15 protein-coding genes are annotated in these 14,976 nt (G+C 56.2%); 13 read left to right on the top strand and 2 right to left on the bottom strand.

Annotated elements, in window-relative coordinates:
• The first annotated feature begins 78 nt into the window (after window positions 1-78).
• From I6N98_RS17390 to I6N98_RS17375, 4 genes are all read left to right on the top strand, one after another.
• Complete coding sequence (locus I6N98_RS17390; protein WP_198569586.1) at window positions 79-870, top strand: SapC family protein; 792 nt, start codon at window positions 79-81, stop codon at window positions 868-870.
• A 178-nt stretch (window positions 871-1,048) separates the two neighbouring features.
• A complete protein-coding gene (locus tag I6N98_RS17385) occupies window positions 1,049-1,270 on the top strand; it encodes a DUF6447 family protein (RefSeq protein ID WP_198569585.1) in 222 nt (73 codons plus the stop codon).
• A 274-nt stretch (window positions 1,271-1,544) separates the two neighbouring features.
• Window positions 1,545-4,340 (top strand): tandem-95 repeat protein, encoded by a 2,796-nt coding sequence (locus tag I6N98_RS17380; RefSeq protein WP_198569584.1) that lies wholly within the window; start codon window positions 1,545-1,547, stop codon window positions 4,338-4,340.
• Window positions 4,341-4,371: 31 nt separating this feature from the next.
• Window positions 4,372-4,947 carry a hypothetical protein gene (locus tag I6N98_RS17375; protein ID WP_198569583.1) on the top strand — a complete coding sequence of 192 codons (576 nt, stop codon included), beginning with the start codon at window positions 4,372-4,374 and terminating at the stop codon, window positions 4,945-4,947.
• 284 nt (window positions 4,948-5,231) lie between these two features.
• On the opposite strand, the gene I6N98_RS17370 is transcribed toward I6N98_RS17375, so the two are convergent.
• Both I6N98_RS17370 and I6N98_RS17365 read right to left on the bottom strand, forming a co-directional pair.
• Window positions 5,232-6,716, bottom strand: a complete 1,485-nt coding sequence (locus tag I6N98_RS17370) for a YifB family Mg chelatase-like AAA ATPase (RefSeq protein ID WP_198569582.1) — start codon at window positions 6,714-6,716, stop codon at window positions 5,232-5,234.
• Between the two features lie 62 nt (window positions 6,717-6,778).
• Entirely contained in the window at window positions 6,779-7,033 is a 255-nt protein-coding gene (locus tag I6N98_RS17365; protein ID WP_198569581.1) for an accessory factor UbiK family protein, read from the bottom strand.
• A 229-nt stretch (window positions 7,034-7,262) separates the two neighbouring features.
• Here I6N98_RS17365 and I6N98_RS17360 point away from each other — a divergent pair, with 229 nt between their 5' ends.
• The 9 genes from I6N98_RS17360 to urtA all read left to right on the top strand — a co-directional run bounded on the left by I6N98_RS17360 (window position 7,263) and on the right by urtA (window position 14,853).
• Complete coding sequence (locus I6N98_RS17360; RefSeq protein ID WP_198569580.1) at window positions 7,263-8,132, top strand: urease accessory protein UreD; 870 nt, start codon at window positions 7,263-7,265, stop codon at window positions 8,130-8,132.
• A 57-nt stretch (window positions 8,133-8,189) separates the two neighbouring features.
• On the top strand, window positions 8,190-8,492 hold the full coding sequence (gene ureA / locus I6N98_RS17355) for an urease subunit gamma (protein ID WP_198569579.1): 303 nt from the start codon (window positions 8,190-8,192) through the stop codon (window positions 8,490-8,492).
• A gap of 10 nt (window positions 8,493-8,502) precedes the next feature.
• A complete protein-coding gene (locus I6N98_RS17350; protein WP_198569578.1) occupies window positions 8,503-8,811 on the top strand; it encodes an urease subunit beta in 309 nt (102 codons plus the stop codon).
• A complete protein-coding gene (ureC, locus tag I6N98_RS17345; protein WP_198569577.1) occupies window positions 8,808-10,511 on the top strand; it encodes an urease subunit alpha in 1,704 nt (567 codons plus the stop codon). Before I6N98_RS17350 ends, ureC begins: the two co-directional genes overlap by 4 nt.
• Window positions 10,512-10,815: 304 nt before the next feature.
• On the top strand, window positions 10,816-11,313 hold the full coding sequence (gene ureE, locus I6N98_RS17340; protein ID WP_198569576.1) for an urease accessory protein UreE: 498 nt from the start codon (window positions 10,816-10,818) through the stop codon (window positions 11,311-11,313).
• Window positions 11,306-11,974 carry an urease accessory protein UreF gene (locus I6N98_RS17335; RefSeq protein ID WP_198569575.1) on the top strand — a complete coding sequence of 223 codons (669 nt, stop codon included), beginning with the start codon at window positions 11,306-11,308 and terminating at the stop codon, window positions 11,972-11,974. Before ureE ends, I6N98_RS17335 begins: the two co-directional genes overlap by 8 nt.
• A gap of 38 nt (window positions 11,975-12,012) precedes the next feature.
• Window positions 12,013-12,654 carry an urease accessory protein UreG gene (ureG, locus tag I6N98_RS17330; protein ID WP_198569574.1) on the top strand — a complete coding sequence of 214 codons (642 nt, stop codon included), beginning with the start codon at window positions 12,013-12,015 and terminating at the stop codon, window positions 12,652-12,654.
• Entirely contained in the window at window positions 12,651-13,265 is a 615-nt protein-coding gene (locus I6N98_RS17325; RefSeq protein WP_198569573.1) for a HoxN/HupN/NixA family nickel/cobalt transporter, read from the top strand. Before ureG ends, I6N98_RS17325 begins: the two co-directional genes overlap by 4 nt.
• 271 nt (window positions 13,266-13,536) lie before the next feature.
• The gene (gene urtA, locus I6N98_RS17320; RefSeq protein WP_420496972.1) at window positions 13,537-14,853 is read left to right on the top strand and encodes an urea ABC transporter substrate-binding protein; all 1,317 of its coding nucleotides are present in this window, start codon (window positions 13,537-13,539) and stop codon (window positions 14,851-14,853) included.
• Window positions 14,854-14,976: the final 123 nt, after the last annotated feature.

Here is a 14,976-nt window from a genome sequence, read left to right as displayed (position 1 = left end):
GAAGTGAAAGAGTTAAAATGCGCCCCAGGTATACTGAGGTCGGTAGTATCGACGTAAGCAAACAATATTGGAGTAAGCGTGCCACAATTAAAGGCTGTAAGCGCATCCGAGCATCGCCGTTTTAGTTGGATGCCTTTCTCACACTATAAGTTTGCGAAGGGTGATCAGTTTATCCCCCTGCTCGTGAATGAATTTAAGTTGGCGTCAACGATGGCGCCAATCGCTTTTATAAAGAAAGGCGAGGGCTATCAACCGATACTAATCGCTGGTCTTGAAAGTAAACGGAATCTGCTTGTGTCGTCTGAGGGCTATTGGCTGGGCGGCTACGTACCGTCACATTATCGCTCTCACCCTTTCTGTATTGGTAAAAACCAAGACGGCAAAGAGCTTCTATGTTTTCATTCTGACTCGGAGTTCGTTCATGATCGAATAATTCCGGGTGAAAGTAAGCCGTTTATCCAGGGTGAAGGACTGTCTACGGATCTTCAGGAAATTTATGATTTCCTCAAATCTTGTCAAATCGGCAGCCAAAATTCCGACTCTTTCTGCTCCAGGTGTAAAGAATTAGACCTATTCATGCCTTGGAGCCCAGAGATCAAATTAAATGGTAAGTCCAAACGATTTACTGGTTTTTATTGCATAAATGAAAGCAAGCTTAAAAACTTACCGGATACAGATGCTAAATCAATGCTAGAAACTGGAGCGCTGGGTGCAATTTACTACCACCTTGCATCTTTACCCCTAACCACCTCATTAGAGACTCTGTATTACCGTCAGGCAAAGGCGAGTGAATCGAAAGACTCAGGCATTGAATACGAAGATGTATTTACAGGTTTTGCCGACGATGATTCGATCAATTTGGAGTGGTGATCAGGGCTTTCAGTTGATCAGCGCGCCGCGGTTTACCGTCTTTAGGGAAATGGCCCATAGGTCTTTACGATATAGGTAAATAAGGAGGCAAGCTGTAATTCCCGTGCCTCCTTGGGAAAACAGCGCCTTTGTGGCATGATGCTTGGCGTTTGTTTATGTATAAAATTGTGGAGTGAGCATGACCGAAGAAAAAGCACGCACCGTTACTATTGATGGCAAGGAATACGCACTGGATTCATTAAATGATACGGCCAAAAACCAGTTGATGAACCTGCGCGCTGCGGATCAAAAAATCAATGCGCTTCAGCAGGATCTGGCAATGTTCCAAACCGCGCGTAACTCCTATGCCAAAGTTTTGGCCGAAAACCTGCCCGAGTCGCCTGAAGCCGCGGCCGAGTAGCCCGCCGACTCCTTGAGAGGCGTAGGATGGACATCGCTGTTTATGTCCGTCTTATAGCCGGCGGACACAAAATCTGTGTCCGCCCTACGCCCCGCTGATTACACTTCTTAACAATGCCGTCGTGTTGGCGTCCCGCCAGGCGGGTTTCTCCCCAATGTCATTTACGATTGGATCGCGTAAACTATGCGGTTTTGGCGGGCGCAGTCCCGGCCTCGATTTTGGCGGCCCTTATGCCGCGAGCACAGCGGAAGTCGTTGTGTTTTGGGAGAGTTAAATGATTGATTTGTCGAATTATTCTTTTGCTGACCTGGTGGGTGGCACCCTGCAGCCAGCGAGTTTAAAGGGTGATTTCCCAGCCGAGCTGCTTTCGGTCAATCTTGTCGACCTCAATCTGCCTGAACAGTGGGTCGACTGGCTTGATAAAGAGCGCCGCAAAGAGGAAGCGGAAAACGACGCTGATGTTAAACTGGACACCAGCGGCGCGGTTGTTGATATAGCTGCCGTCGATTTCGACGCCCTGTCCCTCACTGCCGTCGATACCCACCAGCAAGCGGCTGTCAGCCCGCCCGAATCATCTGGAAGCGAGGAAGGATTTTCGATTAATCCGCTTGTCTGGACGGTGGCGGGTGTTGCCGGGATCGTGGCCCTGGACTCAGCGGACAGCGACAGCAATGGTGGTGGCGGTGGTAACCGAGCGCCAGTGTTCGCTGAATCCAGCCGATCACTGACGATCCAGGAAGATCAGCCCATCATCATCCGTGCCGACGTCACCGACAAAGACGGTGACGAATTGACTTTTTCCATCCCCAGCTCAGCTCGTCCGGATAATGGCACTGTCGAGGAGGGTGGTTCACCGGGTGTGTTTGTCTATACCCCCGATGCCGAGTTTTCCGGGGAAGATAGCTTCACTATCCGGGTCTCTGACGGAAACGGCGGTATTGCCGTACAAGAAGTGACTATCACCGTTGAAAACGTCAATGATGCGCCTGAGGTTGATGAAGAGCAGAACATTAGTGGCAACCAGGGGCAGGTTTTAAGGATTACGGTTCCCGCTACCGATATTGAAGGAGATCCACTCACTTACACGTTCACCAATCCATCTAATGGCTCCCTAACGCCTGGCGATAGTCCTGGTGAATATTTCTATGCGCCGGACGCCGCTTTTACCGGTGAGGACAGCTTTACGGTGACGGTAAGTGACGGGACCAACGACGTCTCGCAAACCATTAACCTGCGGGTGGGGCTGCCTAACGAAGCGCCTGATGTAGACGAAACGCAGACAGTGATTGTCGATGAAGACGAGGAAATCACCGTTACTGTGGAAGCCGAGGATGTCGACGGTGACACCCTAACCTATACCGCTGGCGACCCTAGCAATGGCACGGTGGAGGAAGGGGACAACCCCGGTGAGTTTGTTTATACCCCCGATCCCAATTTTAATGGTGAAGACAGCTTTACCGTAACGGTCGATGATGGCAATGGTGGTACAGCGACCCAAACCATCACAGTGATGGTGAATCCTGTGGAGGATACTTACGAGCTCAGCGCAGACGACGTTGAAGCCGCAGAGGGAGATACTGACGGCAACACCATGGTTTTTGAGCTCAAGTTGGATCGGGCGCCGTTTGACGAAGACGTGGTAATAAACGTCGTCAGCCAGGATGGCACAGCAACAGCCGGCGATGATTTCGAGGCGGTGGATACCCAGCTAACTTTCTTGGCGGGGGAGGATACGGTAGAACTCACCGTAAATCTGCTGGGCGATACCATTGTGGGCATTGATGAGGCCTTCACCCTCTTGATCTCCGGCGAGCTGTTAGCCGAAGACGTTACCGTTACCGGGACAATCCTTAATGACGACCTCGACCCCAACTGGGATGCGCCTACTATCGATCTGCTCGCTGAGTTAGACACCGGCGAGTTGGATGATGACAACATCACATCTGAAGATGATCTAGGCTTTCGGGTTATCGCCGAGCCGGGTGTCGATATTGAAATTTTTCAGGACGGAGTCTCAATTGGGACTGCCACGGAAGACAGCGACGGTGTTTACTTGTTTGAAGTTGATAACCTCGGTGATGGCGAGTATGAGTTTGTTGCCATTCTCAGTGTCAATGGCAGCAGTGACACCTTGGAGAGCCAACCGCTGACAGTGACGGTGGATTCAGAAGACCCCTCTACCCCAACAATCGCACTGGCCCCGGAGTCCGATACAGGGGCGATTGGTGACCGTTTAACGGCAGACGATACTCCGACTCTAGTTATTGCTGCTGAAGCTGGGGCGAGTGTCGAAGTCTTTCTTGATGGCGAATCATTGGGTTTGGCGACCGAGAATGAAGCGGGACAGTATAGCTTTACCGCTTCGGCTCTCGGCGAAGGTAACTATGAGTTTTCAGCTGTAGCAACTGACCCTGCGGGCAACAGCTCATCTGCTTCTGCTGATTTGGATATTGAGATTGATACCACCGCACCGGCTGCGCCCGTGATTGCACTAGATGCTGGCTCGGATAGTGGCGTTTCAGGTGAGGACGGCATTACCCAAAATGATGTGCTCTTCTTCACTATCGATGCTGATCCAGGCTCTACGGTGGAGGTATTTCAGAACGGTACGTCCGTCGGTATAGCACAAGAAGATGGCAACAACCCGGGGCAATACGACTTCACTACTAGCACTTTGGACGAAGGTAATTTCCAACTTACCGCAGAAGCGACGGATTTGGCGGGAAATACCTCAGCGCTATCGTTGTCAGAAGATGTCACCATCGATACCTCTGCGCCCGTCATTGCGGCACTCACCGCCGATGCTGAAGCGGACACGGTGACGGTAAGCTTCGACGAATCGCTGGGGCTGTTTGATGACGCTGACTTTAGCTTTACCGTCAACGAGTTGGCGGCGGCCGTGACTGGTGTTAACGCTGCGGACGACAGCCTCACCTTTAGCCTGGATGTGGATCTTCAGGCCGGTGATACTATTGATGTGGCTCTTCTGGCGGGCGCCATTGCCGACATTGCTGGCAACGGTATTGCGGCGGTGGATTTCAATGATGACCCCGCAGGCACGGTGGTTTAATAGCGTTTGTCGATGCTGACGAGTGTTGTGTATGAGTGAGGATACGCCTTCGGTCTCCACCAAGCCTCTGGCTCAAGAGCTTCAGCGGGTCAGGACTGAATACAGTATTCCTGAAGACCGGCTGAGGTTGGTGGGTGAAGATCGCGACGGTAACCGAATTGCTATCTGGCTGACCTTTCGTTTGCTTCAGCGGCTGGTGCCGGTACTGCTCAAGTACCTGGACGAGCAGCTGGGTGAACAAGCTGAAAAAGCCGGCCCGACGCTCAAACTGGGCGACCTCCAGGAGTTTGCCCAGGCTTCTGCGAAGAGCGCCTTGCGACGGGGTGATAGTGAGCCAGTGCATTGGAGTGAAGGCGACAGCCAGTGGCTGGCCAACTCTGTGGACTACTCGTCATCCAAGCAAGGTGTGCGCTTGGTTTTTGTCAGCGCCGCTGAGCAGCGGGCGGGCTTCGTCATGCCGGCGCCGTTGTTACGTCAGTGGCTGACCATCGTGTACTCCGGATACCGGCAGGCCGGATGGTCCACGGCAGTGTGGCCGGAGTGGATGGAAGCCGTTGGCGAAAAGCCGGCTGAAGGTGCCGACAAATCTCACGTCGTGTTGCATTAAGCATACGCCCCGCCTCGCCGTAGGGCGGACATCGTATTTTTATGTCCGCCGCTCCTCTCCCATGGATCATGCGCATTGAGGGAGATGCTTGTTTGGGTGCTTCGATCCGGCGGACACAAAGGCGGTGTCCGCCCTACGCCTTGGGAGTGGTTTGTATCACGTGGGATGGGCATCGGTTTTGTATGCACGTCACAATCCCGCGCTCCCCCCCGGCGGACACAAAAGCCGTGTCCGCTACGGCTCTCGTACGTAGGATGGACATCGCTTTTTATGTCCGTCATCACTTAAAACTCCACCCCGCGATACATCAACGCTTCTTGAATATGCACTGGCGTTATCGACAGGGCCCCGGCCAAATCGGCGATGGTTCTCGCCAGTTTAATAATGCGGTGCTGGGCGCGGCCGCTGAGTTGTAACTGCTGTTCGGCTTTGGTGATCAAGGCCCGGCATGCCTCGTCGAGTGGGCAGTGATGGTCGATCTCGCGGGCGCTTAACTGAGCGTTGGCTTTGCCGGCTCGGTCCAGTTGAATTTGCCGGGCTTGGGCCACGCGTTGCTGAACGGTGGCGCTGGTCTCGCCATTCGGTGCATTCAGCAACTCCTGGCTGCTCATGCGCGGCACGGTAATACGGATATCGATGCGGTCTAGCAGCGGGCCGGAGATTTTGCTGCGATAACGCTGAATCTGGTCCGGCGTGCACTTGCAGTCCCGGGTGGGGTCGCCGTCGTAGCCGCAGGGGCAGGGGTTCATGGCGGCGATCAGCTGAAAGCGGCAGGGATAGCGCACTTGCTGGGTGGCCCGGGCAATGATCACTTCACCGCTCTCCAGTGGCTCTCGCAGCACTTCTAAAACGTGGCGGGAGAACTGGGGCAATTCATCGAGAAACACCACACCCAAATCTCCCTTGGAAATCTCACCGGGGCGAGGTGGGCTGCCGCCGCCGACTAGTGCGGGCCCTGACGCAGAGTGGTGAGGACTGCGAAAGGGGCGCCGCAAGTCCAGCGCCTGCCCCAGCACCGATTGAATCTTGGCGATGTCCAGGGTTTCGGCGTGGGTGAGCGGCGGCATAATGCCGGGCAGGCGGCTTGCTAGCAGGGTCTTGCCGGTGCCGGGTGGCCCGCTCATCAACATGCTATGGGCACCGGCGGCGGCGATTTCCAATGCCCGCTTAGCGGCGGTTTGCCCTTTAACGTCGATAAGATCGGGCAGCGCCGCAGTGCGATGCGTGTCGCTGGCATCGCTACCCAGTGGTAGGTCCTGCTGGCCGTGGAGGTACTGGGCCACATCAATCAGGCTGCGGGCTTCCCGCACTTGCTCTGGAGGCAGCAAGCTGCCCAGTCCACCATTGCCTTTGGGTAGCACCATAATGCGATTCGCTTCGCCGGCCTCAACGGCACCGGGCAAGGCGGCGCTCACAGGGCGCAGCTCACCACTCAAGCCCAGCTCACCGATAAATTCGTAGCCTTCAGTGCTCTTCGCCGGAATTTGTCCGGACGCCAGCAGAATACCAATGGCGATGGGGAGGTCGAAGCGGCCGCCCTCTTTGGGTAGATCGGCGGGGGCGAGGTTCACCGTGATGCGGCTGACCGGGAATTCAAAGCGGGAATTGACAATAGCGGAGCGGACCCGATCTCGGCTTTCCCTGACGGTGGCCTCGGGCAAGCCAACGATATTGAAAGCGGGCAGCCCGCCAGAAAGGTGGACTTCAACAGTGATTAGCGGTGCGTCGATGCCGAGCTTGGCGCGGCTGAAAACGGTGGCCAGGGGCATGGTCTCATCCTTGAGCTGCTTTGAGGGGCCGGCCATGGCCCCAAAATTAGTGTTTACAGATTCTAGCTGTCGCGCTCATCCAGGGCCCTTTGAAGCTCGGCCAGTTGTGCCTCCATGGCCTCCAGTTTGGCGCGGGTTTTGTGGAGCACCGCGACCTGGGCGTCGAACTCATCCCTGGATACTACGTTCATGTGGCTGAAGCCGCTTTGCAGCAGGGCCTGAAGCTTGCCTTCCAGGTCCTGTTGGATGTCCGGGCCCTGGTTGATCAGGCGGCTGGCCTGCTCAGCGAGTTGGGAGATTAGGTCGGGTTTGTTCATTGCGTACCACCTCGAAGAATAGCCTGAATTGTAGCGCAGTCAGGGAGCTATTGTGAGCGGGCTCGTGCTTGCACTGAGCTGGTGCGATGCGGTATCGGCATCGGCATGAATCACCGTGATTGTGCACGATAGTGGTACAGATGTTGCTGCCTTTCACTCACTTGGCCTGCAGCGTAACGCTGTCAGCCTGGATAACAACACCGTTTATAACAGGGAATAGGGGGCGACAATGACAGCGGCACTGCCGCCTGCGGCAATACCGGCGGGGACGCGTTCCTGGCCAGCGGCGATTCGCCTGGTTTTCGCCAAAGGACCGCACCGCACCGATATGGTGCGGTGTGCGCACTATGGCCCGCTAAGGGTGCAGCGCCCTTTTTATCCTGAAGGCGAGTGTTGCCATTGTTACCTGCTTCATCCTCCTGGGGGGATTGCTCCCGGTGACGATCTGCGTGTGGATGTGAGCGTGCAGGCTGGTGCAGAAGCCCTGTTGACCACGCCCTCCGCCGGACGGGTATACCGCACCGATGATGCCGGTACCGCTCAGTCTCAAGGCGTTACGGCACAGGTGGAAGAGGGCGCCTGCCTCGAATGGCTGCCCCAAGAAACCATTGTATTTGATGGCGCCAGTGTGACGCTGACTAACGCCTTTGAATTGGCTGCTGAAGCCAACTTGCTGGCTTGGGAAATCCTGGTGTTGGGTCGGCGTGCCAGCGGTGAGTCTTATACCTCTGGGCGCTGCCTGCAGCATTTGCAGGTGCGCCGGGAAGGGCGCTGGCTGCTCAATGAGCGCAGTGAATTTAATGCCGGCGATCCGATGCTGATGGCTCACTGGGGCATGGCTGGAGCGTCGGTAACCGCTACCCTGCTGGCCACAGTGGACACTGATCTGGCTGCTCGGGATCGCCTTCGGGATGGCTTGGCGGCCTTTGAGTTTGAGGGTGCGCTGTGGGGATTGACCCAAAAGCCCGGGGTGTTGATTTGCCGCTACCTTGGCCATTCGCCGGAACAGGCCCGCAAGGGTTTTGCCTGGCTGTGGTCGGTGCTGCGGCCGATGATGTCGGGCCGTGCTGCCAGCCCGCCGAGAATTTGGAATACCTGAGCTAAGCCTTGGAATACCTGAACCAATGACTGCAACGACGCAATACAGGAATCCGTCATGGAGTTGAGTCCCAGAGATAAAGACAAGTTGTTGATTTTTACCGCCGCGCTATTGGCGGAGCGCCGCAAGGCCAAAGGCCTGAAGCTAAATTATCCCGAGGCCATTGCGCTGATTAGCGCTGAAGTGATGGAGGGCGCCCGCGAAGGCCGAACCGTGGCGGAAATGATGAGCGCGGGACGGGAGGTGCTGAGCCGTGACGACGTGATGGACGGCGTGGCAGAGATGATCCACGAGGTCCAGGTGGAGGCCACCTTTCCCGACGGTACCAAACTGGTCACTGTTCACAACCCGATAGTGTAAGGAGGCGGCAATGATTCCCGGAGAAGTCCAGGTCGCAGATGGCGACGATATTGATCTCAACCCCGGTCGGCCGACCCTGACCGTCTCGGTGTCTAACAGTGGCGACCGGCCGGTACAGGTCGGCTCTCACTATCACTTTTACGAAACCAACCCGGCGCTGCAGTTTGATCGCGAGGCCACCAAAGGCTATCGCCTTAATATTGCCGCGGGCACGGCAGTGCGTTTTGAACCCGGCCAAAGCCGCGAAGTGGAGTTGGTGGCCCTGGTGGGCAAGCGCGAGGTGTACGGATTTCGCGGCGACATTATGGGGGCACTATGACCAAGATCAGCAGACGCGCCTATGCAGATATGTACGGCCCCACTGTGGGCGACCGGGTTCGCCTTGGCGACACCGAGCTGTGGATTGAGGTGGAGAAAGACTTCACCAGCTACGGTGAGGAAGTCAAGTTTGGCGGCGGCAAGGTGATTCGCGATGGCATGGGGCAGAGCCAGCGCCCCAGTGCCGAGACGCCGGATACCCTGATCACCAATGCCCTGATTCTCGATCACTGGGGCGTGGTCAAAGCCGACGTCGCCATCAAGGCCGGCCGCATTGTGGCGATCGGCAAAGCCGGTAACCCCGATATCCAGCCGGATGTGGATATCGTTGTCGGGCCGGGCACCGAGGTGATTGCGGGTGAGGGCCAGATTCTCACCGCTGGCGGTATCGACGCTCACATCCACTTTATCTGCCCTCAGCAGATTGAAGAGGCATTGATGAGCGGGGTGACCACTATGATTGGTGGTGGCACGGGGCCCGCTACCGGCACCAACGCCACCACCTGTACACCAGGCCCTTGGCATATCGGCAAAATGCTACAGGCGGCGGAAAGCTTCCCAATGAACCTGGGTTTTTTGGGCAAGGGTAACGCCAGTCTGCCCGAGGCTTTGGCGGAGCAGATCGAAGCCGGCGCCATGGGTTTGAAACTGCACGAGGATTGGGGTACTACCCCTGCCTCCATCGATAACTGCCTGACCGTGGCCGAGCAATACGACGTGCAGGTAGCCATCCACACTGACACCCTTAATGAGTCGGGTTTTGTTGAGGATACCCTTGCGGCGTTTAAGGGCCGGACTATTCATACCTATCACACTGAGGGGGCGGGCGGTGGCCATGCGCCGGATATTATTAAGGCTTGTGGTAGCGCCAACGTATTGCCTTCCTCCACCAACCCGACCCGGCCCTTTACCGTTAATACTGTGGACGAGCACCTGGATATGCTGATGGTGTGCCACCACCTCGACCCCAATATTCCCGAGGACGTCGCCTTTGCCGACTCCCGTATCCGCAAAGAGACCATCGCTGCTGAAGATATCCTCCACGATCTGGGGGCCTTCTCGATGATCTCTTCTGACTCCCAAGCTATGGGGCGGGTGGGGGAAGTGGTTTGCCGCACCTGGCAGACCGCCCACAAAATGAAAGTACAGCGCGGCCCGCTGCCGGAGGATTCCGATTACAGCGATAACTTCCGCGCCCGCCGTTACATCGCCAAGTACACCATTAACCCCGCCCTGGCCCAGGGCATTGCCCACGAAGTGGGCTCGGTGGAAGTGGGCAAGCTGGCGGACTTGGTACTGTGGAAGCCGGCTTTTTTTGGGATTAAACCGGCGCTGATTATCAAGGGCGGGGCCATCGCCGCGGCGCCGATGGGTGACCCCAATGCCTCGATACCCACGCCCCAGCCCGTGCATTATCGGCCGATGTTTGGCGCCTACGGTAAGGCCTGTGCGCTGACTTCAGTGAGTTTTGTCAGCCAGGCGGCGCTGGACGCCAACATTGGTGACAGCCTGGGGCTATCTCGGCCACTGGTAGCAGTGAAGGCCTGCCGCAGTGTGACCAAGGCTGACATGGTGTTGAACGACTACCAGCCAGTGATGGAAGTAGATCCGGAGACTTATGAGGTGCGGGCGGATGGACAGTTGTTGACCTGCGAGCCGGCTACCGAGTTGCCTTTGGCGCAGCGTTATTGCCTTTTTTAGTGGCGCGGGTTTTGTCGGTGGGTATGAAAAGGAAATACCCAAACCGTAGGGCGGACACCGATTTTTGTGTCCGCCATGCCGATGCCGAATGTCGATTTTGTTCGGTGGACATACAAGGCGATGTCCACCCTACCGCGCAGGCGCAGGTGGGTATGAAAAGGAAATACCCAAACCGTAGGGCGGACACCGCTTTATGTGTACGCCGAAACCGGGGTGCAAGAACAGCGGCGGACCGATGAATCGCGGTCCGCCCTACGCATTGGACAGATAGAGCGCAGGAATGTGATCGGGATAAACGAACACTATGTTGGAATGTTTTGAGTATCAAACCGGTGCCAGTGGCCCGGTATCTTTGCAGTTGGAGCTGGTATACCAAGACCGGCAGCGCAGTCGTTGCCGGGCTACCACCCGCTGCGGTCGCGACGTTGCCTGGTTTATCGAGCGGGGTGTAGTCCTGGCTGACGGCGACATACTGGTTGCTCAGAGCGGTGAACGTATCGCGGTGATCGCGGCGCCAGAGACGGTATCGGTGGTGGAGTGCAGTGATCCTTTGTTGCTGACTCGTGCGGCCTATCACCTGGGTAACCGCCATGTACCGCTACAGATTGCTGAAGGTGAGCTGCGTTATCAGCATGACCATGTATTGGATGACATGATTCGTGGCTTGGGCCTCACGGTATATTGCGACGACCGCCCTTTCCATCCCGAGAATGGTGCGTATCACAGCCATGTCGGTGGCCACAGTCATGGGCATGGTCATAGTCACAGCCACGATCACTCCCACGGGCACGCCCATGGCTGATCCGCTGCTGCACCTTATGCAGCTGGTTAGTCCTGCGCTGCCAGTGGGGGCCTACGCTTACTCTCAGGGGCAGGAGTACGCAGTGGACCAGGGCTGGGTTACCAGCCTTGATGAGGCGGAGGATTGGATTGCCGGAGTGCTCCGCTACAGCGTGGGGCGATTGGATTTGCCAGTGCTGTGGCGATTGCTGGCAGCGGCTGAGCAAGAAAGCGTCGAGTCACTGACAGAGTGGGACGATTATCTAAGCGCCTCTCGGGAGTCAGCGGAACTGTTGCTGGAGGACCGCCAAATGGGCGAAGCCCTGTGGCGGCTGCTGAGCGAATTGCAGATTGCCAGCATCACTTTGTGGCCAGAGGAGCGCGCGCCCAGTTTTGCCACCGGATTTGCCGTGGCCGCCAAGGCTTGGGGCATCGCCCCGGAGCGGGCCATGCAGGGCTTTGGCTGGTCCTGGTTGGAGAATCAAGTTGCCGCGGCCATTAAGCTGGTGCCCCTGGGGCAAACCGATGGTCAGCGCCTGCAAATGCGGTTGATGCCGGTGCTGGAAGAGGCTGTCGCCTCAGCCATGGCGCTTGACGATAACGAGATGGGTGCTGGCTTGCCGGGGCTTGCGATGGCATCGGCCCGGCACGAAACACAGTATTCCCGATTGTTCCGTTCATAGGGACATTCAGATTGGATGAGATTGATAGGAGACACAGCATGAAAAAACCGGCATTGCGGCTCGGTATCGGCGGACCGGTTGGCTCGGGAAAAACCGCCCTGGTAAAAACCCTGTGCGCGGAAATGAAAGATCGCTTCGACCTGGCGGTGATCACCAATGACATCTACACCCGAGAAGATGCTGAATTTCTTTTGCGCCACGAAGTGCTCAGTGAAGATCGCATTCTGGGGGTGGAGACTGGCGGGTGCCCACACACTGCCATTCGCGAAGATGCCTCAATGAACCTGTCGGCGGTAGCCGAGTTGAATCGGCGTTTTCCCGATCTGGAATTGATATTAATAGAGAGTGGCGGCGATAACCTCGCGGCGACCTTCAGCCCTGAGCTGTCGGATCTCACCATCTATGTTATCGATGTGTCGGCGGGCGATAAAATTCCCCGCAAAGGTGGCCCGGGAATCACCCGCTCAGATTTACTGGTGATCAATAAAACAGACCTGGCGCCTTTGGTGGGGGCCAGTCTTGAGGTAATGGACCGGGACGCTCGCAAAATGCGTGGTGAGCGACCGTTTGTGTTCAGCAATCTCAAGGATGGCAGCGGCGTTGCCGACATCGTCGATTTTATTATTGAACGCGGTTTGCTGGAGGCGCCGTCACCGTCGGCGAAGGAGAATCAAGCATGACAGAGTTGACCAGCTTGCTGTGGGTACTGTCATTGGGCTTTGGTGCCGGTGTGCTTCATGCTTTCGATGCCGATCATCTGGCTGCCGTGGCCGGGGTCAGTGGTCGCGATGACAAACGCAGCGTTCGCTTTGCCATGCATTGGGGGCTGGGACACGGTTTGGCAGTGATGTTGATTGCTGCTGCCGTGCTACTGGGAGGGGCGCAAGTCCCCGAGCGATTCAGCGCGGCCGCCGAGTCGCTGGTGGCGTGGATGCTGATCGCCATCGGTATGACAACCTTTTATCACTTGTGGCGGCAGCACTGGTGCAACGCCCCCACCGAAAGCGCGCCCCGCCAAACTCTGTTGGTGGGATTGATCCATGGTAGTGCAGGGTCGGCGCCTCTGCTGGCGGTAATTCCGGTGTTGGGCTATGCCTCACCGCTGTTGGGTATGCTGCATGTCCTGCTGTTTAATGTTGGCCTGCTGTTGGCGATGATTGTTGTCGGTGCGGCCATTAGCCGCGGTATGGGCAGCGTTGCCGGCCGCAGCCACAAAGTCCACCTTTCCTTTCAAGCCGCTATGGCCATGTTCGCCAGCGGTTTTGGTGTTTTCCTTCTCAGCGCAGGCTAGCTTTCTGCACCGCAATGATGCGCGCACTTGGGTGGTGCGCTTCTGCGGTGCGGTTTGCTGCGCTGTATTCACTCCCTGTTTAGGTTCACCGCCACCGGAATAATGCGGGTATCCCGCAACCATCCGCCAGTGGCCGCTTTGCGGCGGGCTGAGTCGTGTTGGCACTAATTCTGCTAAATCGTCCTTCGTATCACCCTTGGTGCTGACAGGACAGACCCTGAGAAGTCCGGCACCCACATAATTATTCAATACCTAGAGTATGGAGCACGATATGGAACGCCAAAAAACCTTGAAGGCTTTGGCCAAGCGGGGCGGGGTTGCCCTGGCCGCGGCTACACTGTCCCTTAGCGCAAGCATTGCCCAAGCAGCCGACACCATCAAAGTTGGGGTACTGCACTCCCTGTCCGGCACGATGGCCATCAGTGAAACCACCTTGAAAGACACGGTGCTGATGCTGGTGGAAGAGCAAAACAAGAAAGGCGGGTTGTTGGGTAAAAAACTGGAACCTGTTGTTGTTGACCCCGCATCAAACTGGCCGCTGTTCGCTGAAAAAACTAAAGAGCTGCTGGAAAAAGAAAAAGTCGACGTTATCTTCGGTTGCTGGACGTCGGTATCCCGCAAGTCTGTATTGCCAGTTATCGAAGAGTTGAATGGTCTGCTGTTCTATCCCGTTCAGTACGAAGGGGAAGAGTCCTCTAAAAATGTCTTCTACACCGGCGCGGCGCCCAACCAACAAGCGATCCCCGCTGTGGATTACCTGATGAGCAAAGAGGGTGGTTCTGTTAAGCGCTGGGTGCTGGCAGGCACTGACTATGTTTATCCCCGTACCACCAACAAAATCCTTGAGTCTTACCTGAAGAGCAAAGGGGTTAAAGACGCGGACATCATGATCAATTACACGCCTTTCGGTCACTCCGATTGGCAGACCATTGTCTCCGACATCAAGAAGTTCGGCTCCAAGGGTAAAAAGACCGCGGTCGTGTCCACCATCAACGGTGATGCCAACGTGCCTTTCTACAAAGAACTGGCTAACCAGGGTATCTCTGCTGAAGATATTCCTGTTGTCGCCTTCTCTGTAGGTGAAGAAGAGCTGTCCGGCTTTGATACCGGTCCGTTGGTTGGTCACTTGGCCGCCTGGAACTACTTTATGAGCGCGCCCACCGACGTCAACGATGCCTTCATCGATAAGTGGCTGGAGTTCATTGGCGACGACAAGCGTGTGACCAACGACCCCATGGAAGCAACCTACATTGGTTTCAACATGTGGACCAAAGCGGTAGAGAAAGCCGGTACCACCGATGTGGATAAAGTTCACGATGCCTTGATCGGTATCTCTGTGCCCAACCTGACTGGCGGTGTGGCGACTATGCTGCCCAACCACCACCTGACCAAGCCGGTATTGATCGGTGAGATTCAGGAAGACGGTCAGTTTGATATCGTTTGGCAGACCGATGGCGAAGTGCCCGGGGATGCCTGGACAGACTTCCTGCCGGAAAGCGCCAAGCTGATTGCCGACTGGAAAGATCCTGAAATCAATTGCGGTAACTACAATACCGAAACCAAAAAGTGCTCAGGTCAAAATTACTAATTTAGACGCCTGAGAAGGACCCTGACTGTGTTATCTACAGTCAGGGTCGCTTTGTTTGATAGTTCTGATAACGACCGTTGTCAGGCTTTATCTATCTCCCCATTTAACTCTGGCCTGAAGTCA

The sequence above is a fragment of the Spongiibacter nanhainus genome (assembly GCF_016132545.1).
Lineage (GTDB): Bacteria > Pseudomonadota > Gammaproteobacteria > Pseudomonadales > Spongiibacteraceae > Spongiibacter > Spongiibacter nanhainus.
Note: the sequence above shows the minus strand (reverse complement) of the source record. Positions and strands in the feature narration are given on the sequence as shown.

Bases quoted from the DNA above. Each gene is read 5' to 3' on its own strand.
- ureC (WP_198569577.1), top strand. From the start codon at position 8,808: ATGACCAAGATCAGCAGACGCGCCTATGCAGATATGTACGGCCCCACT.
- I6N98_RS17380 (WP_198569584.1), top strand. From the start codon at position 1,545: ATGATTGATTTGTCGAATTATTCTTTTGCTGACCTGGTGGGTGGCACC.
- urtA (WP_420496972.1), top strand. From the start codon at position 13,537: ATGGAACGCCAAAAAACCTTGAAGGCTTTGGCCAAGCGGGGCGGGGTT.
- I6N98_RS17375 (WP_198569583.1), top strand. From the start codon at position 4,372: ATGAGTGAGGATACGCCTTCGGTCTCCACCAAGCCTCTGGCTCAAGAG.
- ureG (WP_198569574.1), top strand. From the start codon at position 12,013: ATGAAAAAACCGGCATTGCGGCTCGGTATCGGCGGACCGGTTGGCTCG.
- I6N98_RS17370 (WP_198569582.1), bottom strand. From the start codon at position 6,716: ATGCCCCTGGCCACCGTTTTCAGCCGCGCCAAGCTCGGCATCGACGCA.
- I6N98_RS17335 (WP_198569575.1), top strand. From the start codon at position 11,306: ATGGCTGATCCGCTGCTGCACCTTATGCAGCTGGTTAGTCCTGCGCTG.
- I6N98_RS17360 (WP_198569580.1), top strand. From the start codon at position 7,263: ATGACAGCGGCACTGCCGCCTGCGGCAATACCGGCGGGGACGCGTTCC.
- I6N98_RS17365 (WP_198569581.1), bottom strand. From the start codon at position 7,033: ATGAACAAACCCGACCTAATCTCCCAACTCGCTGAGCAGGCCAGCCGC.
- I6N98_RS17350 (WP_198569578.1), top strand. From the start codon at position 8,503: ATGATTCCCGGAGAAGTCCAGGTCGCAGATGGCGACGATATTGATCTC.
- I6N98_RS17385 (WP_198569585.1), top strand. From the start codon at position 1,049: ATGACCGAAGAAAAAGCACGCACCGTTACTATTGATGGCAAGGAATAC.
- ureA (WP_198569579.1), top strand. From the start codon at position 8,190: ATGGAGTTGAGTCCCAGAGATAAAGACAAGTTGTTGATTTTTACCGCC.
- I6N98_RS17325 (WP_198569573.1), top strand. From the start codon at position 12,651: ATGACAGAGTTGACCAGCTTGCTGTGGGTACTGTCATTGGGCTTTGGT.
- ureE (WP_198569576.1), top strand. From the start codon at position 10,816: ATGTTGGAATGTTTTGAGTATCAAACCGGTGCCAGTGGCCCGGTATCT.